The following is a 22,250-nucleotide window of genomic DNA, read 5'->3' on the forward strand; positions in this document are numbered from 1 at the left end:
CGTCATCCTGTTCGCCCTGCAGGGCGAGACGATCACCTCCCAGCCCGGGGACGTGGCACGGATCGCGCTGCCGCTGCTGGCCTACTTCGCCCTCATGTGGGGCGGCTCCTTCCTGGCCGGCCGGGCGATCGGCCTGAGCTACGAGCGCACCACCACGCTCGCCTTCACCGCGGCGGGCAACAACTTCGAGCTGGCCATCGCGGTCGCGGTCGGCGTGTTCGGCGTCACCTCCGGCCAGGCCCTGGCCGGGGTGGTCGGCCCGCTCATCGAAGTGCCCGTCCTGGTGGCCCTGGTCTACGTCAGCCTCTGGGGCCGCCGCCTGTTCACCACCCCCACCACCCCTGAGGGATCGGTTCATGCCTGATACACCCAGCGTGTTGTTCGTCTGCGTACACAACGCCGGACGCTCCCAGATGGCCGCCGGCTGGCTCACCCACCTGGCCGCCGGTCGCATCGAGGTCCGCTCCGCGGGCTCGGAGCCCGCCGAGCGGATCAACCCGGCCGCCGTGGCGGCGATGGCCGAGGTCGGCATCGACATCACCGCCGAGCGGCCCAAGGTGCTCACCACCGAGGCCGTCCAGGACTCCGACGTGGTCATCACCATGGGCTGCGGGGACGCCTGCCCGTTCTTCCCCGGCAAACGCTATGAGGACTGGAAGCTCGACGACCCGGCCGGCCAGGGCATCGAGGCCGTCCGGCCGATCCGCGACGAGATTCGTACCCGCGTGGAGAAGCTCATCGCCGAGCTCGCGCTCTGAGCCAGGTGGTGACGAGGGCGCCGGTCAGGCGCGGTGCGCCTGACCGGCAGCGCGGACGACGCTTCACGGATGATTCCCGCTGACGGCTGGAAGGCACCTGCCTCGTTTGCTCCGGTACGGCAACCTGGGCGCCCGGCAGGCGCGACGTGCGGTATCCGCCGGTGCTCGCTGGTCCGCCATGGTTCATGACCACGATGAACCGGGAGCGCGAGCCCGGGGAGAAGATCGAAGAGTCCGTCGCAGCCATCGTCCGGGGTGGCGGGCTGAGGGCTGGGAGCGGGACTGGGGATGCTGATCGGCGTCGCGGTGCCGTGGGCGGCCATCATGCTGGAGCGCACCCGCTGGTTCTCGGCCTCCCGCCACCACGAACCGCTCGACGCGGTGGCCATCGGACTGCCGGTGCCGGCCCGCTGGTTCGACGATGAGCGCGAAACACCCGCCTGGCACGGCCGTCGTCCGCCGGGTCCGCACCCGGTTACGAGGTGGCGGAGGCGCGCGCGGCAACGAACCTGACGGGGCGTCCCAGCCTCGCCCCGGCCGTCCTTGGGGGGCTGCGTTCCGGTCCCGGTGGTGATCGGCTGCTACTTCCGGTCGCACCGATGCGTGTCGGGCGGGCGGCGGCGGCGTGGATGTGGTGCGCTGAAGGTCGTGGGCGCCGAGTACAGGGAGTGCCGGGTACCGATGAGGTTTTCACGCTTGCGAGGCAGGCTGAACGCTCTGGGCGAGCATCTGGGCACCCAGCTGTGGCCCCTGCCCACCCTCGGTGTCGGACTCGCCGTCGTCTTGGGAGTGGGCCTGCCCCAGCTGGACGCGCGGATCCACGACGACCTGCCGCCATGGTTGAGCGACTATCTGTTCGGCGGAGAGGCGGGGGCGGCCCGCACGGTGCTGGACGCGATCGCCAGCTCACTGATCACCGTCACGGCGCTCACCTTCTCCCTCACCGTGGTGACGCTGCAACTGGCCAGCAGCCAGTTCTCCCCCCGGCTGCTGCGCACCTTCACCCGTGACCGGTTCGTCCAGACCACCTTGGCGCTGTTCCTGGCGACGTTCACCTACGCGCTCACCGTGCTGCGCACCGTGCGCGCCACCGGCGGCGCACAGGAGATGTTCGTCCCCCAGGCATCGGTGACGTTGGCCTTTCTCCTCACCGTGGCCAGTGTGCTCAGCCTCGTGCTGTTCCTGTCGCACCTGGCACAGGAGATCCGCGTTGAGACGATGCTCCGCAACGTCCATGCCAACGCCGACCAGACCATCCGACGGCTCCTGCCCGAGCACCCCTCCCCCCGCGAGCGGGCAGTCGCACCACCGAGACCGCCCGCGGACGCGATACCCCTGCCCGCCGGCACCTCGGGCTTCCTGACCGGGGTGGACGAGGCGTCGCTGCTGGCCGCCGCCGTCGAGGCGGACGCCATCGTGCTCATCCAGTGCCACCCCGGTAGCTCACTGGTCGCCGGCACGCCGATCGGATTCGGCTGGCCACACGACGCGCGCCCCTTTCCGCCCGACGTCCGTGCCCACCTCGAGCAACGGGTGGCCACGGCGGTCTCCACCGGTTTCGAACGCACCGGCGCCCAGGACATCGGCTTCGGACTGCGCCAGCTCACCGATGTGGCCACCAAGGCCCTGTCTCCCGGGATCAACGACCCGACCACCGCCGTCCACGCGCTGAGCCACTCCTCGGCACTGCTGTGTGAACTGGCCGGCCGTGACCTCGCACCTCGGCTGCTGCACGACGATCAGGGCCGGGTCCGGGTCGTGCTGTGCCGCCCGCAGCTGGGTGATCTCCTGGAGCTCGCGGTGGCCCAGCCCCGGCGTTACGGCGCGAGCGACCCCTTCGTGCTGGCCCGGCTGTCATCGCTGCTGCGCGAACTCGCCTGGTGCGCGGGCCGTGAGCATCGCCGGGCGGTCGCCGGCCAGCTCGCCCGGCTGCGCACCACGATCGCCGCACAGGACTTCGACGCCACCGAACGGGCCTGGCTGGCCGAACTGACCGAGCAGGTCGATCAAGCCGTGGCCAGCCGCTGGACACCCGGCGGCTGAAGCCGTGCAGCACGGTGGCCGCTCCGCCGTCTGGGCGGCGCGAACGGCAGGCCGTGCGGTTCGGCGAGGGAGGCGGCCGGGGCGGCCGGCACCGCGTGGTGGCCGGCTTGTCGCAGGGCCAGAGCCAGGGCCAGGGCCAGGGCCAGGGCCAGGGCCAGGGCGGCGTACGGCTGGACGTCGCCGCGGGTGCCGTGGGTGAGGATGAGCACCTTCATCACATTCTCCGTTTCGCCGAGGCGCTGTCCCAGGCGTTGAGCAGGTGCTCGTCGGTGAACACCGCGTGGGTGAGCATGTCCAGGGAGGTGCGCGAGTAGCGCAAGGTGGCGTCGGTTTGGTGCAGGTCGGCCGCGTCCAGTACCCGTGACAGGTGCTCGCCGAAGGCCAGCGGCGCCAACAGCCAGGTCACATACAAAGCGGCGCGGGCCCGGGCATCGTCGGTGGGGCGGACCCATCCCTGGGCGCCGCCCTGTTCCAGCCACGCTTGGGTGGTCTCGACGATCTCGTCGAACAGCGCGGCCGCCTGCTCGGTGCCGTCCAGGAAGGCGCGGGCCAGATGGCGCCGCACCGGCTCTGCCTCCTCCAGCATGGCCGCCAGCCCCGAAGCGTCGCCCAGGTCGACCGGGTCGTCGGGATCACCGCGCACCAGCGAGATCACGTACTGGTCGCACGCCGCGCGCAGGCCCTCCTTGGAGCCGAAGTGGTGCACTACCAGGGCGGGCGAGACGCCGGCCCTGGCGGCGATGGCCCGGATGCTCACCCGGTTGACGCCCTCGGAGCCGAACAGCTCCAGGGCCGCGGTGCCGATCCGGGCCCGCGCGGTGAGCTCACGGTCTGAACGCATGTTCAGCCTTTTAGGGAAGGGGTGGGGCGGTAAGAATGCGGCAACGGGCGGTTATCCGGCCGTCGGGCGCATGCGAGCATTTCGGTCCATGACGGTCATGGAGCGAGAGACGATCATCACCCGCCTGGCGGTGGGTGCGGTGGAGTACCGGCTGGAGGGCGACGGCCCGCAGACGGTCGTGATCTTCCACGGCGGTCACATGCGGGCCGGGCTGGCCCTGGGTGAGGAGGTCTTCACCGCCTCCGGCCATCGGGTGCTCGTCCCCTCGCGTCCGGGATACGGCCGCACGCCCTTGGCCATCGCCCCCACGGCGGCCGCTTTCGCCGACGTCACCGCGGATCTGTGCCGCGGCCTGGGCATCGAGCGCGTCGCCGCGGTGGTGGGCGTCTCGGCGGGCGGGCGCACCGCGGCGACCATGGCCGCCCGCTACCCGCACTTGGTGGACCGGGTGATCTTGCAAAGCGCGGTTGCCTTCGAGCCCTGGCCGGATCGGCGCATCCGCCTGGGGGGCCGCCTGGTGTTCAACGTCCGCGTCGAAGCCGCGTCCTGGGCGGCGGTACGGCTGCTGATGCGCGCCGCGCCGCAGGCGGGGTTGCGGTTGTTGCTGCGTGACCTGTCGACCCGGCCCATCAGCCAGGTCATGGCCGGCCTGAGTGAGCGCGACCAGGCCGAGTTGATCGCGTTGTTCACCCTGATGCGCTCAGGGGAGGGTTTCGTCAACGACATGCTGGCCGTCCCCGACTGCGCCGGGCAGGTCACCCAGCCGACCCTGGTCATCGCCAGCCGCACCGACCGCTCGGTCCCCTTCACCCACGCCGAATCCCTCGCCGCCGCCATCCCGGGGGCCGAGCTGGCCGAAAGCCGGGCCGACGGTCACATGATCTGGTTCGCCCCCGACTACCCCGCGATCGCCGCGAAGATCAAGGACTTCCTCACGCGCGGGGACTGCTGAGAGGGACATCCGCTCCTCCCGGCGCCGTTGAGCCCCGGCAGCGTGTGAATCTCACCCGGCAGCACGTTGGGACACCGCGTTCACGGCGATCACCTCGCCGTATCGTTCGCCCACTTCGGCCGCGCCGATCGCTGACATCTCAGCGCCGGACCAGCAGCATGGCGGCGTCGTCCGGGAGGGGGCCACCGACGTGAGCCAGCAGCTCCGATCGCAGGTCGTCCAACGCGAGCTGAGGGTCATCTCGCCGCAGCAGCGCGAGCTTGTCGCCGAGGGGGAAGAACACGCCGTCGCGATCCCTGGCCTCGATCACGCCGTCGGTGTAGAGGAGCATCAGGTCGCCGTCGTGGAAGGGCACTCTCAGTGCCTTCGGACCGGGGAGCCCGAGGTCGCCGAGTCCCAGCGGGAGGCAGTCTTCGGGGGGTTCCACCGTTTCGCTGCATCCGTCGGAACGGATGATCAAGGGCGGGGGGTGCCCGCAGTTCAGGATGGAGACCTCGCCGTCGTGCGCCTCGACCATGATGGCGGTGACGAAGCTCTCGCCGTTCGGGTGCCTGGCCAGGCTGGCCTCGACGCGTTCGCACAGCCGGGTGAGGTCGTCCTCCTCGTAGGCGGCCTCACGGAAGGCGCCCAGGACCCAGGCGGCGGTCTCCACCGACTCCAGTCCCTTGCCCTGGACGTCGCCGATCAGAACCCGGACGCCGTGAGGGGTGGTGACCACTTCGTACAGGTCACCGCCGATCTGGGCCTCGGCGGCCGCGGAGGTGTAGGACAGGGCGATGCGCAGGTCGCCCGCCCGTCGCGGCACAGGGCGCAGCAGGACCCGCTGAGCGACCTCCGCCACGAGCCGCACGTTCGCCAGCTCCCGCTCCCGTTTGATCCGCAGTCGGCTGACCAGCATGCTGGCGCCGCTCACCCCGGCGATGGTGGCGATCGTCAGGTTGTTTTGCCGAGTGAACAGCAGGTCGTTGTAGGCGGCCAGGGGCACGCAGATCGCGAGGGCGACCAGGCCGGTCAACGCCGTGCGCCGAACGGTTCCGGCCGCCGCGCCGAAGGTCGGGCCCAAGGTCAGCAGCGGCAGGAATCCCAGGCTGGGCCCGGCCAGGACATCGACCACGGCGACCACCAGCATCACGCCGAATGGCAAGATACCCATGACCGTCTGTGACTTCGGCATGTCGTTCTCCCTGCTTTCGTTCACGGCCGCACGGAGCGCTCGCCCCGGATCCGGCGGGCCAGGCGGGTCGAGAACCCGGACGCGAAGCCGCCACGTCGCCCGCAGCCCATGCCGGCCCACGCGCATGCCGACGGTGAACAGAACGACGCACAGGGCCAGTTCGCAGAGCGTGATGACGATCTCATCATCCGGTCGCAGACGCACCAGGCCAAGGCGCCACCATCCACCGGGAAACCCGCCGGCGGGAACAGGGCCGCGATCGACGGGATCGTCTGGTTGACGAGGCTGGAGTCCAGGAGGGCCGGCAGCGGGAGCACCACGAAGGCGGGAATGACAGATCCCATGGGTGCGGCCTCCACCAGTCGACGACTGAGACGTTGCCGACCAGACTTCCCGGCGCACCGCCTCAAAGGTAACAGGTGCCGTGAATGGTTGACCGTGAAAACATTGCATAAGGCATCGGTCTGTTATCGTGACCACTGGTGTGCCGGGAAGTCTGGTCGGCGAGTCTGTTAAGCGACCGCCCGGGAGCCTTTCGATGTCCGACCGCCTTGCCGTGACCGTCTCCGAGTTCGTGATCATCGGATACGCCGTGGTTCTCCGGGTGGAAGGCGACATCACAGCCGCCAACTGCCTCACCCTGCAGCGTGGCCTGATCCATGCGCTGGCCCTGCAACAGCCGCCCCACCTAGTGATCGACCTGACCGAGCTGCGCTCGTGTGACTCTGACGGCCTGGCGGCCCTGATCGGCGCTGACAAGTACGTCCGGGAGACGGGTGGCAGGATGATACTCGCGGGCACCAACGACCCCGTCCGATGGGAGATACGGCGGCAAGGCCTGGCCGGCATGTTCGTGTTCAGGGACTCCGTCGGGCAAGCAGTCGTCGAATTGAAGATGGGGGATCCGGCCTGACCGGTCGGCTCAGTACCCGGGCCAGCCCAGCGGGTGGGCGTCGACGGCAGGTTCCCCGCCCGCCTCGTTGAACGCCGCCATGGCGGCCACCAGGGCCCGGCGCTGCTGCGGCGACAGCCGTGACACGATCCGCTCGATCTCGGCGGCCCGGCGCGCGGTCACCTCGTCGACGACACGCCGTCCCTCGCCGGTAAGGCGAATCAGGCTCTCGCGCCGGTTGTCGGGATTGACGGCGCGGACGACGAGGTTCGCGTTTCCCAGCCGGTCGGCCATGCGCATGGCGGTGGACGGGTTCACGCCCAGCGCTTCGGCCAGGGTCACGAGCTTGGCCTCGCCCCGTCCGGCAAGCACGACGAGCATCCGGAACTGCGGGAGCGTGACGCTCTCGCCGACCGAGGTCAGCGAACGGGCGGCGATGGCGACCAGCAGTCGCGACCCCGTCAGCACCGCGGAGACGACCGCCGCGAGGTCCTCTCCGCCGACATCCTGCTGCTCTGCCATGCCAGCAGTTCTACAACCTCGCCGGGCCGCGATGTCACATCACGCATGACGACCGCCTGCCCGCCCTCCGTGCCCCCGGCGGCCGGCGCCGTGCGCGACCCCTTGGTCGACGCCGACGAGGTCGTGATCACCGGTCTGGCCTCACCAGGCGTCCTTCGGCCGGACCCGTCGTGAACGAGCCCCAGGCGGTGGCCGTGTACCCGCTCGACGGGTGCACGGCGACCGATCGATGGATAGGGTGACCAATGGTGCGCCGGGAAGTCTGGTCGGCAATGTCGGACCCGTACCCAAAACCCGGAGACTCCATGACGCACCCCGTCCCGCCGCGCCGACCCGTCCTGCTGGGTCGGGGATCATGGGGCGAGGCCCGCCGCGTCGCCGGCATCCTGCGCAAGGAGACCGTCGGCGGGGCGCTGCTGCTGGCCGCCGCGGTGGCGGCGATGATCTGGGCCAACTCCCCGTGGGCCGCCGCCTACGAGAGTCTGCGCGATCTGCGCGTCGGGCCCGAGGCGCTGCATCTGAACCTCTCCCTGGCCGGTTGGGCCGGCGACGGCCTGCTGGCGATCTTCTTCTTCGTGGCCGGGCTGGAGCTCAAACGTGAGTTCGTCGCCGGTGACCTGCGCGATGTGCGGCGGGCCGCGGTCCCGATCGCGGCCGCGCTCGGCGGAGTGATCGTCCCTGCGGCGCTGTACCTGCTCATCACCTGGGACGTGGCCGGCGCGGGCAAGGGGTGGGCGATCCCGACGGCCACCGACATCGCGTTCGCGCTGGCCGTGCTCGCGGTCATCGGCCGGTTCCTGCCGACCGCTCTGCGCACCTTCCTGCTCACCCTGGCGGTGGTCGACGACCTGGTGGCCATCGTCATCATCGCGCTGTTCTACACCGACCACCTGGCGCCGCTCCCGCTGGCCGCGGCGCTGGCGTCGCTGGCGGTCTTCGCCGCGTTGGTGCAGCGCCGGGTGCGCGCCTGGTGGCTGCTGCTGCCGCTGGCCGTCGTGGTCTGGGCGCTGGTGCACGCCTCGGGGGTGCACGCCACCGTCGCCGGGGTGCTGCTGGCGTTCGCGGTGCCGGTCGTCCGCAGCGAGCGGGCCGGCGGCCCGGACGCCGGGCCCGGCCTGGCCGAGCACTTCGAGCACCGTTTTCGCCCTATCTCGGCCGGGGTGGCCGTGCCGGTGTTCGCGTTCTTCTCCGCCGGAGTGGCCTTGGGCGGACTGGACGGCCTGACGGGTGCTTTCGGCGACCCGATCGTGCTGGGGGTCGTGGTGGGCCTGGTGGCGGGCAAACCGATCGGGATCATGGCAGCGACCTGGCTGACGGCCCGCTTCACCCGGGCCGACCTGGACGAGAACCTGGCCTGGGTGGACGTGGCGGGGTTGTCGGTGCTGGCGGGGATCGGGTTCACCGTCTCGCTGCTCATCGGTGAGCTGGCCTTCGGTGCCGGGGGCGATGAGCACGTCAAGGTGGCGGTGCTGGCCGGCTCCCTGGCCGCGGCGCTGATCGCGGCGCTGATCCTGCGGCTGCGCAACCGTACCTACCGGCGCGTCCATGAGATCGAGACGGCCGACCTCGACCACGACGGCGTCCCGGACGTCTACGCGAGCGATTCCCCTGGCAAGGCCGAGGGCTGAAGTGCGCAGGCGATGTCAGGGGCCGAAGTATCTGCCACGTCCGCCGATGGGGTCCGGCCAGGATGCTCAGCGGCAGCCCGCCGGAGCCCACCACGATCAAGTCCGGCCAGTCCTGGCCGGGCGGCGGTCGGGCGGCGTCCAGGACGGAGGTGTCGGGGACGGAGGTGTCGAGGGTGGTCGAGGGGTGACGGCGGGGCAGTCGATGAGCAGGTCACGAGCACGCATGAGAGCCCTTTCCGGGATCGGCGGCAGAGCTGCCGGCCAGGCTTCCCGGCTCACCCGCGACGGACCCCACAAATGATCGCCGATCCGAGAGGGGGTGGGCCGGTGCCCACGATCGAGGCGGCCGGTCTGACCAAACGCTACGGCCGAGTGCTCGCGGTCGACGAGGTCTCCCTGCGGGTCGAGCCGGCAGAGATCTACGCCCTGCTGGGGCTCAACGGCGCGGGCAAGACGACCCTGATCCGCATGCTGCTCGGCATGATCACCCCCACCGGCGGGACGGTGAACGTCCTGGGCGCCGCGGTCGGCCTCGGCGAGCGCTCGGCCTGGGCTCGGACCGGCTACCTGGTGGAGGCGCCCGCCGCCTATCCCGAACTGACCGTCCGGGAGAACCTGGAGGTCGTCGCCCGGCTGCGCCGCCTGCCCGGCCATGCCGGCGACGTTGTCGACGTCATCGACCGTCTGGCCCTGACCCCCTACGCCGACCGCCGCGCCCGCACCCTGTCCATGGGCAACCTGCAGCGCCTGGCCCTGGCCAAGGCCCTCATCGGCCGGCCCGATCTGATCATTTTGGACGAGCCCGTCAACGGCCTGGACCCCGCCGGCGTCGTGGAGATCCGTACCCTGCCGGCCGGCCTGGCCCGCGGACACGGCGTCACGGTGTTCTTGTCCAGCCACCTGCTGGCCGAGGTCGCGCGCCTGGCCACCCGCGCCGGCATCATCCACCACGGCCGCCTGCACGACGCCCTGGCCGGGCACCTGTCCGGCAGCCGCTGAACGGCGCTGACACGGCCTCTTTCCGCAGGCCCCTTCGAGAAGCCGCGAGATTCGGGCAGGCTCGCAGTCGGCACCGAAGGATTCCCCCAGCTGGTCGAGCCGCAGGTCGAGGACCTCATCGGCCGGGGCGGCCCGCGGGCCCTCGATCCGGAACCGGCCGGCTACCTACGATGCGGGAGGTCTTCGTCCGCGGGCAGCGGGTCGGCTCGCTCGTCCCCGCGGGACGTTCATGATCACGGCGACACCGGCCAGGCAGATCAGGGCGCCGATTCGGCGGCGAAGGCGTCGACCGGCAGGGCCTCCGCCGGTCGCACGGCCCCGCGCCCCAGCGGTTCGGCCGGTCCTGCGCGTGTGATGCGCTCCGATCATGGTGACAGCAACGCCGGGAAGTCCTCACAGGTGACATTTATCTCTGGGAGCCGGTGGCAGGTACCGTTGGGAGGGAGTCTTCGCGCGCCAGCACAGGCCTTACGGTTGGTGACGGTTGTCCTTGGGGGTCGCACCGAGCCGGGGATTAGCTTGGCCGGAGTCGCCGGGCAGCACTAGGCTCTGCTCCGCAGATCATTCCGCCTTGTGTCCGCGGAGCTACCTCGACATGGAGGAAGCCCGCCCATGACCCAGGTTCTTGAATTCTCCCGGCTCGTCGACCGTACCCTGAGCGCCCTCGCCGACGTCCTCGGCTCCGACGGGGCCGCACTCATGCTCATAGACGACCACGACCGGTTGCGCGCGGTCGCAGGGTCCGACGAGCAGGGCCGGCGGCTGGAGCTGATCCAGGAGCAGATCGGCGCCGGACCGGCCATCGAGACCCTGAACCGGGGCGAGGACGTCGTGATCGACGACCTGAGGGCGGCCAGACCCCACGGGTTCCCCGGGGTGGCCGCGCGGGTCTCGGAGGTCAGGGCGGTGCTCTCCGTGCCGTTGCGGGCGGAGGAGCGATTGATCGGCACCCTGAATTTCTACGACCGGACGAGCCATGAATGGCAGCCGGCGAAAGTCAGGACAGGAGAACGCCTCGGCGAGCTCATGGTGATGGTCCTCGAGACCATGGCCCATAGACCTCCCCTTTCAGGGAAGCCGTAGTGTGCACGTCAGTAACCAGGTCGACGCTGAAAGGCGCCACACGTATGACTCACATTGATCCGGAAGCGCTGGTCGCGAGCCTGAGAAGGCTTCAGACGACCTCGTCCACCACAGGCATAGTTCATCAGTTGGAGCGTGCCGTGGATGTGGTGAACTCGCTGTTCGGATATGCGGGTGCGGGGCTGATGTTTGCCGAGGAAGGTAAAGATCTCCGCTATTTGGTCGCCACCGATGAACGGGGGCGCAGCCTTGAGGGCGCACAACTCCATCTCGGTCAGGGGCCGTGCGTTTCCGCGTACGAGGAGAATTGCGCGGTGACATCGAGTGACGTGCGCGTCGACCCGCGCTGGCCGAAACTGGCCGACCGGCTCCACCCGGAGGTGCGGGCGGTGGCCGGGGTGCCGGTGCGTCTTGGAGGCGAGCCGGTCGGCACGCTGAACGTCTACCAGTCCGGTTTCTACGAGTGGGACGAGTCGGACGTCCAGGCGCTCTACGGCTACGCGGACGTGATCGAGCAGCTGCTCACCGCCGCGATGGCCGCCGAGGAGAAGAGCGCCCTGGCCGACCAGCTCCAGTACGCCCTCGACTACCGCGTGGTCATCGAGCGGGCGATCGGTTACCTGATGGGCAAGCACGACCTGACCGCCACCCAGGCCTTCACCGGCCTGCGCAAGCAGGCACGAGACACCCGCCGCCGCGTCGCCGACCTGGCGGCCGAGGTGCTCGGTGAGGGGGCGGGCGAAATACGGTGATCCTGCTCACGTCGCCCGAGCCCGCCGAGGACAGAGTCGAGATCACCGTTCGCGGTGATCTCGACGCGGTCAAGGGCGACGAACTGCGGCGCGTCCTCGGCGAGCTCGGGACGGCGACGGTCGAACTCGACCTGGCCCAGGTGGCCTTCATCGACTGCGCGGGCGCGCGGGCCCTGCTGCGGGCCGACGAGCACATGCGCGGCCTGGGCCAAGAAATGATCATCATGCGGCCGTCGGGCCCGGTGCTCCGGTTGCTGCGGCTGCTGGAATTCGACCGCTACCTCCTGATCAGGCACCCCGGAGAGGCGGTCGGCGCGAGCCGCACCCCACCGGGGCACTAACCTGATCGGTGATGTATCGATTCGTCTTCTCGCAGGTCCTCAGCCGCCTCGACTCCGAGGACGCGCACCACATGGCGGTGCGCGCCCTCCGCGTCCTCTCGGCGACGCCCGTGCTCAGGCGGCTGGTCCACCGCCGCCTCGCGCCCCGCGACCCCGCGCTGCGCGTACAGGCCTTCGGCGTGCACTTTCCCGGCCCGTTCGGGCTGGCGGCCGGCTTCGACAAGGACGCCGGCTGTGTCGAGGCCATCTCCGCGCTCGGCTTCAGCCACGTGGAGGTCGGCACGATCACCGCCCACGCCCAGCCGGGCAACGCCAGGCCCCGGATGTTCCGCCTCGTGGGGAACCGGGCGCTCATCAACCGGATGGGCTTCAACAACGCGGGCGCCTCCGCCGCCGCCCGGTCGCTGGCCAGGCCCCGGGGCGTCCCCGCGATCGTCGGCGTCAACATCGGCAAGACCAAGGTCGTGCCCGAGTCGGGGGCCGTCGCCGACTACGTGGCCAGCGCCAGGGAGCTCGCCCCCCTGGCCGACTACCTGGTCGTCAACGTCAGCTCGCCCAACACCCCCGGCCTGCGCGACCTCCAGGCCGTGGAGCTGCTGGGACCGCTGCTGCGGGCGGTGAAGGAGGTCGCCGACGCCACTCCCAAGCGCACCCCGCTGCTGGTCAAGATCGCCCCTGACCTGGCGGACGCCGACGTGGACGCGGTCGCCGACCTGGCCCTGGACCTCGGGCTCGACGGCATCATCGCCACCAACACCACGATCGGCAGGCAGACGCTGACCGGCCACGAGCCCGCGGGCCGTGATCACAGCCACGAGAGCGGCGGCCTGTCGGGGCGCCCGCTGAAGGCCAGGTCCCTGGAGGTCCTGCGCAGGCTGCGCGCCAGGGTGGGCGACCGCCTGGTGCTCGTCTCCGTCGGCGGCGTCGAGGACGTGGACGACGTCTGGGAGCGCCTGCTCGCCGGGGCCACGCTCGTCCAGGGCTACAGCGCGCTGATCTACGAGGGCCCCCTGTGGGCGCACCGGGTGAACCGCGACCTCTCCCGCCGCCTCCGCCGCCACGGCGTGGCCGACCTCCGCCAGATCATCGGCCGTACGGCGGACCGGGGCGTCACTCCCTGACCCGTCCGGGGCGCCGCGACCTGCCTGCCCCGGCCAAGGTGCGGCGTTCCGGCCCGGCCGGGGCACGACGCGATCTGATCGCGTCCGCCCCGGCCACGCCGTGATCCGGCTCGTACGCGGCCCGGTTCACGCCCGCCCGGCTCGCGGTCCGATCACTCCCGCTCCGGCCGCGACGAAGGCGAGGCGCTCCGGCCACGGCCGGATCGAGCCACGACTCGATCCGGCCGCACTTCGATGCGGCCCCCTCGGCCCGGTCGCCCCTCGACCGGGTCCAGCATGATCTGGTTCACCCTGATTCGGTCGCGGCGCGGCCGGAATCATCGCGGTCCGAACCTTTGCGGCGGGTCCCGATTCGTCACCTCATCGGGCCGGAAGGCCGCCGACGTTATACCCTGGGTGGGTAATCTCAGGACATGGGAGGCACGATGAGCACGGCCACATACACCGTCACCGGTATGACCTGCGGTCACTGCGTGAGTTCGGTCAAGGAGGAGGTCGGCGAGGTCCCGGGTGTCACCGGTGTCGACGTCGATCTCCAGACCGGCAGGGTCGAGGTCTCCGGGGACTCCTTCGACGACGCGGCCGTCCGCGCCGCCGTCAAGGAGGCGGGGTACGAGGTCTCCGCCTGACCGGGGACGCGAGCTCTCCGCCCGCCCGGGGACGCGAGGTCTCCGGCCGCCCCGGAGGGACGAGGTCCCCGCCCGGCCGGGGAGCGGCGCGGGACACCGCGCGTCCGCCCCCCGCCGGCGGGGCTCCCCGAAAAGCGGGAGAAGGAGACCGTCACATGCTGGGACGGGTCGAGTCGGCCTCGTGGGTCAGCTCCTCCAGGTGCTTCATGGTCTCGTCCACCTTGACGACTCCCGGGCGGTGGCGCCGGTGGCCGGTCCCGCCGAGCTGCCAGGGGCGCGGGCCGGTCAGCGGCCGGTACTCGACGCCGAGCGCGTCGAGGCGGCCCAGGTGCGCCTCCAGCCGGGCGTCGAACCCGGCCCCGGCCGAGCCCGACCAGGCGACCTCGGCCAGCGCGCATCCCCGGGGCCAGGCACGGTAGTCCACCGCGCGCCCGTCGGGCAGCCGCTCGCTCCACAGCTGGAACTGCGCCCCGAGCACGCGCTCGCGCTCCCCGGCCGTCCACGACTCCGGCGCCGGGACGAAGGCCGCGACGTCCGAGACGGTGATCGCGTCGCCGATCGCCACGGGCTCCTCCTCGGAGGAGGCCTCGGCGTAGTCGAAGTACAGCGGGAAGACCGGCGTCTGCACCACGTCGTGCCCGGCGGCGGCGGCGCGCCTGGCCACCCCCTGCCCGCGCCAGGGCATCACGATCGTGTCGGGCCTGAGCATGCCGCTGACGAACGCCTCGTCCCACACCACCGCCCTGCTGCCGCGCTCGGCCAGCGCGTCCGCCAGCCGGCGCAGGAACCAGGCGTGCAGGTCGCCCACGCTCCCCAGCCCCAGCTCCGCCTGGAACGCGACGATCTCGGGGGAGGCGGCCCAGTCGTCGAGCACGCACTCGTCCCCGCCGATGTGGACGTACGGGACCTCGCCCAGCGCGTCCGTGATCTCCTCGATCACGCCGGTCAGGAAGTCGACCGTCTCCGGCAGCGGGGACAGGATCGCGGGGGAGATGCCCCAGCGGTCCAGCACGGTGAAGGGCTCGGGCCGTCGGCCGCCGGTGGCGCGGGCGTCGAACTCGGGGTAGGCGGCGAGGATCGCCGAGGCGTGTCCCGGCACGTCGATCTCGGGCACGACCGTCACGGCGCGGGCCCGCGCGTAGGTGCCGATCTCGGCGAGGTCCTCCAGCGTGTAGTAGCCGCCGTGCGGCACGTCGTCGAAGGTCGGCTCCTCCCGGTAGTGACTGGTGATCGTTCGCGGGCGGTGCGCGCCCACCTCGTGCAGCCGAGGGTGCCGGCGGCTCTCGACCCGCCACCCCTGGTCGTCCACCAGGTGCAGGTGCAGGCGGTTCAGCTTGTGGGCCGCCATGATGTCGACCATCCTCAGCACCTCGCGCTTGGGCATGAAGTGCCGCGCCACGTCCAGGTGCACCCCGCGCCAGGGGAACCGGGGCGCGTCCCGCACCCGGCCGAGGGGAACGCTCCAGCTCGCCCCCGCGCCGGCCGCCGCGCGGAACGCCGCCGCGGGCAGCAGCTGCCGCAGGGTCTGGCCCGCGTAGAAGGCCCCGGCCCGGTCCCCGGCCGCGATCCGCACGCCCCCGTCCGTCACGTCCAGGACGTACGCCTCGGCGCCGAGCGAGGCGTCGGGCTCCACCGTGATCGTCCCCGCCTCGCCGGGACGCGGGTCGAGCACGGCGAGCGCCAGGCGTACGGCGTCGGTCAGCTCGGCGGGACCGGAGACGACGACTTCGCCGGGCAGGCCGAGGAAACCGCTGGCAGGGGTGAGATCGGAGGGAAGCGGCAGGAGGTCAGTCATGGCTTGAATCATGCCAAATCGCCAGAGAAATAAGCCCTTTACCCTGGCGACCCCGGACAGGGAACCAAGAACCACCCAAGTACCGCGCGGGAGGGCCGGGGAAGGCCCCTCGCGCGGACATGCTGCTGCTCATGTTCCAAGCGTCCAGGCACCCGGCCCGCACACCGCTGGCGGCACTGGTGGCGATACCGGTGGCGATCATGCTTGCCGCCGGGTGTTCCGCCACCGTCGAGGACCCCGTCGCCCCGCCCACTCCCACCCCGGCGCCCTCCTCCCCGGTACGGAGCGCCGAGGGGGCCGGCGCCACCGCGGCGGAGAACGCCAGGGAGGGAGATCCCCGCTGGCGGCTGCGCGGGCGCGGCGCCGAGCACGAGATCGAGGGCTTCGCCGACCGGGTGAGCGTGCTGCCGGGACAGAGTTTCCGGCTGTACGTCTCCACCACCGCCGCCCGCTACACCGCCAGGGCCTTCCGGATGGGCTGGTACGGCGGAGCGGGGGCCAGGCAGGTCTGGCGGGCCTCCGGGCTGCCCGGCACGAGGCAGGCGCCGCCCAGGACGGTCGCCGCCACCGGGACGGTCACGGCCGCCCACTGGAGACCCGGCCCCGAGGTGGACACCTCGGGCTGGCCCGAGGGCTCCTACCTGATCCGGCTGGACGCCGCCACCGGGGGACGGCGCTACGTCCCCCTCACCGTCAGGTCCGCCTCCACCCGGGGACGCCTGGTCGTCGTCAACGCGGTCACCACCTGGCAGGCGTACAACGGCTGGGGCGGCCGCAGCCTCTACCTGGGCCCCGGCGGCTTCGGGGGCAGGTCCCGGGCGGTCAGCTTCGACCGCCCGTACGACGCCTCAGGGGCGCGGCTCTTCCTGGACATGGAACGCGACGCCATCGAGCTCGCCGAGCGCCGGGGCCTGCCGCTCGCCTACCTCACGAGCCTGGACCTGGACCGCGACCCGCGCGTTCTCGACGGGGCCAGGGGCCTGGTGTCACTGGGACACGACGAGTACTGGTCGCCGGGCATGCGCCGCACCGTCGAGACCGCCAGGGACCACGGCACCAACGTCGCCTTCCTGGGCGCCAACGCCGTCTACTGGCGGGTCCGCCTCGCCGCGACGCGCCTGGGCCCGCGCCGCCTGGTCGTCTGCCACAAGGACGCCGCGGAGGAGCCCGGGACGATCCTGTGGCGCGCCACCGGCAGGCCGGAGAGCTCGCTGACCGGCCCGATGTACGACTGCTTCCCCTCCGAGTCCGCCTACGTGGTCCGGCGTCCCGGCAACTGGATCTTCAAGGGGACCGGGGTGCGGCGCGGTACCACCTTCCCCGGGATGGTGGGCGTGGAGACCGACAGGGTCGGCGCGGGCGTGCCGCGCCCGATGGAGGTCCTGTCGGTGTCCCCGGTGAACTGCGGAGGCCGCGCCACGGTCGCGCACAGCGCCTACTACACCGTGCCGAGCGGCGCCGCGGTGTTCAGCTCGGGCACGATGCGCTGGGTGTGCGCCATGCGGGGCGCCCGCTGCGGCCACGGCGTCACGAAGCGGGCCGGGGCCTTCGTCCGCAGGGCCACGGTGAACATCCTGCGGGCCTTCGCCGCGGGCCCGGCCGCGCGCCGCCATCCGGCCAGGGACAACCTCGGACCCCTGGGCCTGGACGGCCCGCTGACGGCCGCTGATAGGCGCTGATAGGCGCTGACACGTGCTGTCACGGCCCGGGGCTCCTACCGCCCCAGATACTGCTGCAGCCCGTTCGCCAGGGCGAGCGCGATCCTCTGCCGGAACGCCGGCTGCTGGAACTTGGCCGCCTCGGCCGGGTTCCGCATGTTCCCGGACTCGATGAAGATCTTGGGAACCGTCGAGAGGTTCAGGCCGCCGAGATCGTTGCGGTAGTCGAGGGCGTTCTTGCCGATGTAGGTGGAGTACGGCAGGCCGGTGCCGCGCTTGAAGGCGTTCCGCACGTCCAGGCCGAGCTTCCTGGAGGCCGCGACCACCGGGTCGACCGGACCGCCGATCTTCTCCGGCATGATCACGTGGAAGCCGTGGTCGGCGGCGCTCGCCCCGTCGGCGTGGACCGAGATCGCCGCGTCCGCCTTCGCCCTGTTGCCGATCGCGGCCCGCTGGGTGATGCACGGCCCGACGCCGGAGTTGCTGTCGCGGGTCAGCTTCACCGTCGCGCCGCGGCTCTTGAGGATCTTGGCCAGCCGCTGGGAGACGTCCCAGGTGAAGGCCGCCTCGCTGTAGCCGTTCGCGGTGGCGGTGCCCGTGGTGTCGCAGGCCTTCCACTGGGTCAGGACGTTGACCTTCTTGTTGACCTGCGCGGGGTGGCGGTAGTTCTGCCCGTTGTGGCCGGGGTCGATGACCACGACCTTGCCGCTCAGCGGCGCGCGCCCCTCGCCGCTCCGCCCGGTGGCGGGGGTCGCGGTGGGATCGCCCGCAGCCCCGGTCGCCGGGCCGGCCGGGGTCTCGGCCGCGCCACCGGCCACCGGGCCCGCGGCCGTGCCCGCCGCTGCCGGGACGGGCCCGCGCTCTCGCGCGAGGTCCGCGCCCGCGGCGGTTCCGCCGCAGGCGGCGACGCCGAGCCCGCACAGGACAAGGGTCGCCGCGATTGCTTTACCGGTCACGTCATCGCCCCCAAGGAAGTCGTCAACCACCCAACTTACGTGGCCCGGGAGCGTGACACGGCCGTTGTCGCGATATGTGCCCGCCCGTCACGAGGCGTGATGCTTTCCCCCGTCACGGGCGCGGGACGCGGCGCGCGCCCGTCACCAGGCGTGCTCGCCGACCTCCAGCTTCTGCAGGAGCGAGGCGAGCTCCCTGGCGTCCTCGGCGTCCAGCCCGAGGACCACGCGCGGCCGCCCCCACGGATGGTCGATCGAATGGGCCACGTAGCTGGCCACGGACTCAGCCCCGGCGTCGCCGCCGTTGCGACCCCGGGCGGCCCGCCAGTGCGCCCACGCCCGCTCAAGCTCGGCGGCGGCCCGCTGGGCGCATGACACCAGTTCCGGATCACGCATTGTTACCCCCCTCGTCTCGGTCGGAGTCAACACCGGCGGCGCGCCGCCGTTCACGATGTTGACCCGGATTTGGGGAGGTCATGGAGCCTGCCTGGGCGTCCTGTAACGCTCCAGGCAGGCTCTTTAGCGTTCGGTGGAACTCGTGCTGTTCCGCACGACCAGCTGCGGCGCGACCTGGCGCAGGCGCGAGGCCTTGCCGGGGTCGCCGATCCGGTCGTTCAGCAGCGCGGCGGCGGAGCGGCCCATGGCGCGGCGCGGCTGGTCCACGGTGGTCAGCGAGATCGGCTGGGTCCCGGCGCGGTGGATGTTGTCGTACCCCACCACGGACAGGTCCTCGGGAACCCGCAGGCCCAGCTCGGCGGCCGCGGACAGCACGCCCATGGCGACCAGGTCGTTGGCGGCGAAGATCGCTGTGGGGCGGGGATCGCGCGTGAGCAGGCTGCGGGCCGCACGCGCGCCTCCCTCCTCACTGGACTCGCCCTCTTCGACCATGATGTACGGCGCCAGGGAGTGCCTGCGCATCGCGACCAGGTAGCCCTCGCACCGGAAGCGCCCGGAGGAGATGCCCGCGGCCTCGATGTGGGCGATCCTGCGGTGGCCGAGCTCCACGAGGTGGTCGATGGCCAGGCGGGCGCCGAGCTGGTCGTCGTCGACGACGATGTCCACGCCGCCGAGGTCAATGTCGCGCTCGCCCACCACCACGGTCGGCGTGTAGCCGGTGGCCTCGATGAGCGTCCCGCTGGTGGGGGCGATGCCGAGCAGGACGAGCCCGTCGACGCGCAGTTCGAGGAACGCCTCGACCGCCTCGTCCTCGAAGGCGGGGTCCCACTGGCTGTTGCCGATGAGAAGCCTCAGCCCGTCGCCGTGCAGGCTCTCCTGCAGGCCGTCCAGGAACTCCGCGTAGAACGGGTTGTGCAGGTCGGCGACGAGCGCGCCGACCAGATGCGTACGGCCCTCGACCAGGCTGCGCGCGACCGCGTTGGGCCGGTAGCCGAGGTCTCTGGCCGCCTGGAGCACGGCCTGCCGGCGATGCTCACTGACGTGGGGCGATCCGCGCAGGACGAGCGAGACCAGTGATTTGGAGACACCGGCCCTTTCGGCCACATTGCGGATCGTGGGTCTCGGGCGTGGCCCGGCGCCCCCGTCGGACAGGACGGGTTCGGCGAACCCGCGGGCTCGGGTGACGGTGGTGTTGACCGGCGGTCCTGACATGGCTCTCCCCCGCGATGGTGGATGGGCACCTGTCACACAAAACGATCGAGTTCCGAATGGGGTACGGCTTGCGCGGAAGGGAACTCCGATCTTGACCCCGCCGCCGGGCGGATCGCCTCCGATAGGCTTCCCGCTGTGGGGTCGACATCCGGAGCCGCCGAACGGGCGAAGCCCGCTACGGGGAGCGCTCGCCCGGCGCGGCGCAGACTCAGCGTCGACCGGCGCCGCGAGGAGCTCATGGCGGCGGCCCTGGAGCTGTTCAGCAGGCGTGACGCCGAATACGTCTCGATCGACGACGTGGCCTCGGCGGCCGGCGCGTCGCGGGCCCTGGTCTACCACTACTTCGGCGGCAAGCAGGAGCTTTACGTCGCCGCGCTGAAGAGCGCCGCGGCCCAGCTGGAGGCCAGGCTCCGGCCGCAGGGCGACGGGGGCCCGCTGGTCGAGCTGGCCGGTGGCCTCAGCCGATACTTCGACTTCGTCGAGGAACACGCGGCGGGCTTCGCCGCGCTGCTCAAGGGCGGTCCCGCCAACAGCAGCGGCGAGATCGGGGAGGTCGTCGACGCGGTCAGGCATCGGCTGCTCAAGCTGATCATGAAGCAGATGCGGGTCGAGGAGCCGGGTCCCGTGCTCCGCGTCACGCTGCGCTCGTGGATCGCCTCCGTCGAGACCGCGGGCCTCGACTGGCTGGAGCGCCGCGACATCGAGCGGCCGGCGCTGGAGCGAATGCTGGTCGGTCAGATGGTGGCGTTGCTCGGCGTGGCGGCCGAGCACGACCCGCAGGTCGCCGAGTTGCTGGACGACCTGGTCCGGGACCGGGCGAGCCGTCCGGACCAGCACGGGTCCGGGGCGGACGGCTGAGAGAGCCCCCGGGGGGCATCGCCGGGCCGTTCGGGAGCACGTGCACGATCTTTCGAAGCACATGCAGACGGGCGGGGCACGTGCTGGGGCGGCGCCGGGCGGGCGACGCCGCTCCCCACAAACCCGTGTGGCCTACACGCTCAAAGGGTGAGCGCGCACCAATCCCCCTAGGTCAGTGACGGCCCCCGTCTTACTCTGAGCGCTGCTGCGGAATCCCCGCGAGCAGTGCGCGAACCTCAGTCTCCCGGTACCGGCGGTGTCCACCCAGGGTGCGGATGGACGTCAACTTGCCCGCCTTCGCCCACCGGGTCACGGTCTTGGGATCGACGCGGAACATGGTTGCGACCTCCGCCGGGGTGAGCAGCGGCTCTGCCTCGGGTGTACGAGCTGACATTTGTGCGGCCTCTCCTCCATGTGGACCGGCGACAGCGATCCTGCGACTTGACGCTTGTCACGGATGTCCGCCTATGGCCCATGCGTGCGGCTGTTTGGGCCATATGCGGCATCACCCGATGTGACCATACAGCCACGTAGAGCGATTGGCGAGCCTTTGAGCGACTCATCTCTCTTGTGCACGTGTTGTTGTCACGCTCGGTGATTCTAGCGACACGTTTCGTGGTATCGCAGTGAAAACGGCAAACTACTCAGTTCGTAGGTGCATCCCCGGTCATCGACGGACCTACTTACGCAGGTCGAAGGGAGGATTTGCGACTCAGTTTGCCGATTCGAGAAGTTGTATTGATCGCCAGCGGAGGATGACGCGCTGGTACATGGCGAACGCCAGTTCTTCCTCGCCTCTTTCCAGACCCGTCAGCGCCGCCGCGAGCTCCGCCACTGACTCGTCGGCCTGGAGCGTCTCGTCGTCCATGAGGTTGACGATGCCGCCGTAGTCGAGCTCGACCAGCGAATGGGGGTGGAACTCCTCCAGCCAGCGCGCCACGTCCTCGACGTCGGCGGTGACCGAGACCTCGCCCACCTGCCTCCTGATGATCTGCAGGGCGCGGGCGCTGCGCCGCCTGGCGTGGGCCATGGACGTGACGTAGATCAGGTTGCGCGTGGTGGTCGTGCCCCCCTTGCCCTCGGCGCCGTCGATGACCAGCCAGCGCTCGTTGCCATCGAAGGGGACGAACCACGAGGTCGGAACGTGCCAGGTGGAGCCCCGGATGTGCGTGCGCAGCGCGGCGGAGTCGGTGCGGCGCTTGAACCGGTCGAAGTCGTCGGCCGTCCGCTCCGCGACGGCGGGCGGGACGAAGCGCTCCATCAGCTTGGGCGGGGTCGTCCCGCGAAAGCGCGAGAAGGCGAGCCAGGACCTCAGCCTGCTCTGCCACGGGCAGACGTACAGGACCTCTTCCACGCGCCTCAGATAGGCGTTGGGGCTCTCCTGGGCGGGTGCCGGGGACGGTGGCACCCCCAGGAGGCGTCGCACCGCCTCGCCGTGCTCGGCGTGGAGGGCGCTCGCTCGGCGCGGTCGGTCGGTCGCCTCGGCGTAGGCGGCCCACGAGACGCGTTCCGCCGGGGCGAACGCGGCCAGCGGTTCGTAGACGCGGAGGTACGCGGCGTAGGGCAGCACGACCGCATCGTGTCACGAAGGACCGGCCGTTGTCCGTAGCGGACCGGCTTCCGTGACCCTCGTCTCGGTCACC

At 71.3% G+C, this 22,250-nt stretch carries 25 protein-coding genes; 15 read left to right on the forward strand and 10 right to left on the reverse strand.

Annotated features, from left to right (window positions below):
- The 4 genes from AC5L38_RS39980 to AC5L38_RS39995 form a co-directional block, all read left to right on the forward strand.
- Positions 1-364, forward strand: a 364-nt coding sequence (locus tag AC5L38_RS39980; protein WP_495248018.1) for an arsenic resistance protein, incomplete at its 5' end; no start/stop codon positions are given.
- Positions 357-758, forward strand: a complete 402-nt coding sequence (locus AC5L38_RS39985; RefSeq protein ID WP_495248019.1) for an arsenate reductase ArsC — start codon at positions 357-359, stop codon at positions 756-758. The genes AC5L38_RS39980 and AC5L38_RS39985, both read left to right, overlap by 8 nt.
- 288 nt (positions 759-1,046) lie before the next feature.
- Positions 1,047-1,271, forward strand: coding sequence for a hypothetical protein (locus AC5L38_RS39990; protein WP_495248020.1), 225 nt, complete (start codon positions 1,047-1,049; stop codon positions 1,269-1,271).
- Positions 1,272-1,454: 183 nt separating this feature from the next.
- Complete coding sequence (locus AC5L38_RS39995) at positions 1,455-2,801, forward strand: DUF2254 domain-containing protein (RefSeq protein WP_495248021.1); 1,347 nt, start codon at positions 1,455-1,457, stop codon at positions 2,799-2,801.
- Here the strand turns inward: AC5L38_RS39995 and AC5L38_RS40000 are convergent.
- Positions 2,765-3,016 carry a hypothetical protein gene (locus AC5L38_RS40000; RefSeq protein WP_495248022.1) on the reverse strand — a complete coding sequence of 84 codons (252 nt, stop codon included), beginning with the start codon at positions 3,014-3,016 and terminating at the stop codon, positions 2,765-2,767. The two genes, AC5L38_RS39995 and AC5L38_RS40000, sit on opposite strands and share 37 nt — an antisense overlap.
- Entirely contained in the window at positions 3,016-3,642 is a 627-nt protein-coding gene (locus AC5L38_RS40005; protein WP_495248023.1) for a TetR/AcrR family transcriptional regulator, read from the reverse strand. The genes AC5L38_RS40000 and AC5L38_RS40005 overlap by 1 nt, the downstream gene beginning before the upstream one ends.
- Before the next feature lie 88 nt (positions 3,643-3,730).
- On the opposite strand from AC5L38_RS40005, the gene AC5L38_RS40010 reads away from it, so the two are divergent.
- A complete protein-coding gene (locus tag AC5L38_RS40010) occupies positions 3,731-4,594 on the forward strand; it encodes an alpha/beta fold hydrolase (RefSeq protein ID WP_495248024.1) in 864 nt (287 codons plus the stop codon).
- Positions 4,595-4,733: 139 nt separating this feature from the next.
- On the opposite strand, the gene AC5L38_RS40015 is transcribed toward AC5L38_RS40010, so the two are convergent.
- A complete protein-coding gene (locus AC5L38_RS40015) occupies positions 4,734-5,768 on the reverse strand; it encodes a PP2C family protein-serine/threonine phosphatase (protein WP_495248025.1) in 1,035 nt (344 codons plus the stop codon).
- Positions 5,769-6,306: 538 nt separating this feature from the next.
- Here AC5L38_RS40015 and AC5L38_RS40020 point away from each other — a divergent pair.
- Positions 6,307-6,681, forward strand: coding sequence for an STAS domain-containing protein (locus tag AC5L38_RS40020; RefSeq protein WP_495248026.1), 375 nt, complete (start codon positions 6,307-6,309; stop codon positions 6,679-6,681).
- Between the two features lie 9 nt (positions 6,682-6,690).
- On the opposite strand, the gene AC5L38_RS40025 is transcribed toward AC5L38_RS40020, so the two are convergent.
- Positions 6,691-7,182, reverse strand: a complete 492-nt coding sequence (locus AC5L38_RS40025; RefSeq protein WP_495248027.1) for a MarR family winged helix-turn-helix transcriptional regulator — start codon at positions 7,180-7,182, stop codon at positions 6,691-6,693.
- Between the two features lie 305 nt (positions 7,183-7,487).
- On the opposite strand from AC5L38_RS40025, the gene nhaA reads away from it, so the two are divergent.
- The 7 genes from nhaA to AC5L38_RS40060 all read left to right on the forward strand — a co-directional run bounded on the left by nhaA (position 7,488) and on the right by AC5L38_RS40060 (position 13,735).
- Positions 7,488-8,810 carry a Na+/H+ antiporter NhaA gene (gene nhaA / locus AC5L38_RS40030; protein ID WP_495248028.1) on the forward strand — a complete coding sequence of 441 codons (1,323 nt, stop codon included), beginning with the start codon at positions 7,488-7,490 and terminating at the stop codon, positions 8,808-8,810.
- A 327-nt stretch (positions 8,811-9,137) separates the two neighbouring features.
- Positions 9,138-9,809, forward strand: a complete 672-nt coding sequence (locus tag AC5L38_RS40035) for an ABC transporter ATP-binding protein (protein ID WP_495248029.1) — start codon at positions 9,138-9,140, stop codon at positions 9,807-9,809.
- A 612-nt stretch (positions 9,810-10,421) separates the two neighbouring features.
- Complete coding sequence (locus AC5L38_RS40040) at positions 10,422-10,892, forward strand: GAF domain-containing protein (RefSeq protein ID WP_495248030.1); 471 nt, start codon at positions 10,422-10,424, stop codon at positions 10,890-10,892.
- A gap of 44 nt (positions 10,893-10,936) precedes the next feature.
- The gene (locus AC5L38_RS40045) at positions 10,937-11,644 is read left to right on the forward strand and encodes a GAF and ANTAR domain-containing protein (RefSeq protein ID WP_495248031.1); all 708 of its coding nucleotides are present in this window, start codon (positions 10,937-10,939) and stop codon (positions 11,642-11,644) included.
- The gene (locus AC5L38_RS40050; RefSeq protein WP_495248032.1) at positions 11,641-11,985 is read left to right on the forward strand and encodes an STAS domain-containing protein; all 345 of its coding nucleotides are present in this window, start codon (positions 11,641-11,643) and stop codon (positions 11,983-11,985) included. Before AC5L38_RS40045 ends, AC5L38_RS40050 begins: the two co-directional genes overlap by 4 nt.
- Positions 11,986-11,996: 11 nt before the next feature.
- Positions 11,997-13,106, forward strand: coding sequence for a quinone-dependent dihydroorotate dehydrogenase (locus AC5L38_RS40055; protein WP_495248033.1), 1,110 nt, complete (start codon positions 11,997-11,999; stop codon positions 13,104-13,106).
- Between the two features lie 425 nt (positions 13,107-13,531).
- Complete coding sequence (locus AC5L38_RS40060; protein WP_495248034.1) at positions 13,532-13,735, forward strand: heavy-metal-associated domain-containing protein; 204 nt, start codon at positions 13,532-13,534, stop codon at positions 13,733-13,735.
- 151 nt (positions 13,736-13,886) lie between these two features.
- On the opposite strand, the gene AC5L38_RS40065 is transcribed toward AC5L38_RS40060, so the two are convergent.
- A complete protein-coding gene (locus tag AC5L38_RS40065; RefSeq protein ID WP_495248035.1) occupies positions 13,887-15,530 on the reverse strand; it encodes a beta-N-acetylhexosaminidase in 1,644 nt (547 codons plus the stop codon).
- Between the two features lie 131 nt (positions 15,531-15,661).
- Here AC5L38_RS40065 and AC5L38_RS40070 point away from each other — a divergent pair, with 131 nt between their 5' ends.
- Positions 15,662-17,209, forward strand: coding sequence for a N,N-dimethylformamidase beta subunit family domain-containing protein (locus tag AC5L38_RS40070; RefSeq protein WP_495248036.1), 1,548 nt, complete (start codon positions 15,662-15,664; stop codon positions 17,207-17,209).
- Between the two features lie 35 nt (positions 17,210-17,244).
- Here AC5L38_RS40070 and AC5L38_RS40075 read toward each other — a convergent pair whose 3' ends face one another.
- From AC5L38_RS40075 to AC5L38_RS40085, 3 genes are all read right to left on the reverse strand, one after another.
- Complete coding sequence (locus tag AC5L38_RS40075; protein ID WP_495248037.1) at positions 17,245-18,144, reverse strand: N-acetylmuramoyl-L-alanine amidase; 900 nt, start codon at positions 18,142-18,144, stop codon at positions 17,245-17,247.
- Positions 18,145-18,285: 141 nt separating this feature from the next.
- The gene (locus AC5L38_RS40080; protein ID WP_495248038.1) at positions 18,286-18,537 is read right to left on the reverse strand and encodes a hypothetical protein; all 252 of its coding nucleotides are present in this window, start codon (positions 18,535-18,537) and stop codon (positions 18,286-18,288) included.
- 123 nt (positions 18,538-18,660) lie between these two features.
- Positions 18,661-19,749, reverse strand: a complete 1,089-nt coding sequence (locus tag AC5L38_RS40085; protein ID WP_495248039.1) for a LacI family DNA-binding transcriptional regulator — start codon at positions 19,747-19,749, stop codon at positions 18,661-18,663.
- 135 nt (positions 19,750-19,884) lie between these two features.
- Between AC5L38_RS40085 and AC5L38_RS40090 the strand changes: the two genes are divergently transcribed.
- Positions 19,885-20,607: a TetR/AcrR family transcriptional regulator gene (locus tag AC5L38_RS40090; RefSeq protein ID WP_495248040.1), complete on the forward strand. Its 723-nt coding sequence runs from the start codon at positions 19,885-19,887 to the stop codon at positions 20,605-20,607.
- A 190-nt stretch (positions 20,608-20,797) separates the two neighbouring features.
- On the opposite strand, the gene bldC is transcribed toward AC5L38_RS40090, so the two are convergent.
- Both bldC and AC5L38_RS40100 read right to left on the reverse strand, forming a co-directional pair.
- Positions 20,798-21,001 carry a developmental transcriptional regulator BldC gene (gene bldC / locus AC5L38_RS40095; protein ID WP_013133571.1) on the reverse strand — a complete coding sequence of 68 codons (204 nt, stop codon included), beginning with the start codon at positions 20,999-21,001 and terminating at the stop codon, positions 20,798-20,800.
- A gap of 318 nt (positions 21,002-21,319) precedes the next feature.
- Complete coding sequence (locus AC5L38_RS40100; RefSeq protein WP_495248041.1) at positions 21,320-22,177, reverse strand: DUF8083 family protein; 858 nt, start codon at positions 22,175-22,177, stop codon at positions 21,320-21,322.
- Positions 22,178-22,250 lie beyond the last annotated feature (73 nt).

It is taken from the genome of Streptosporangium nanhuense, assembly GCF_059358815.1.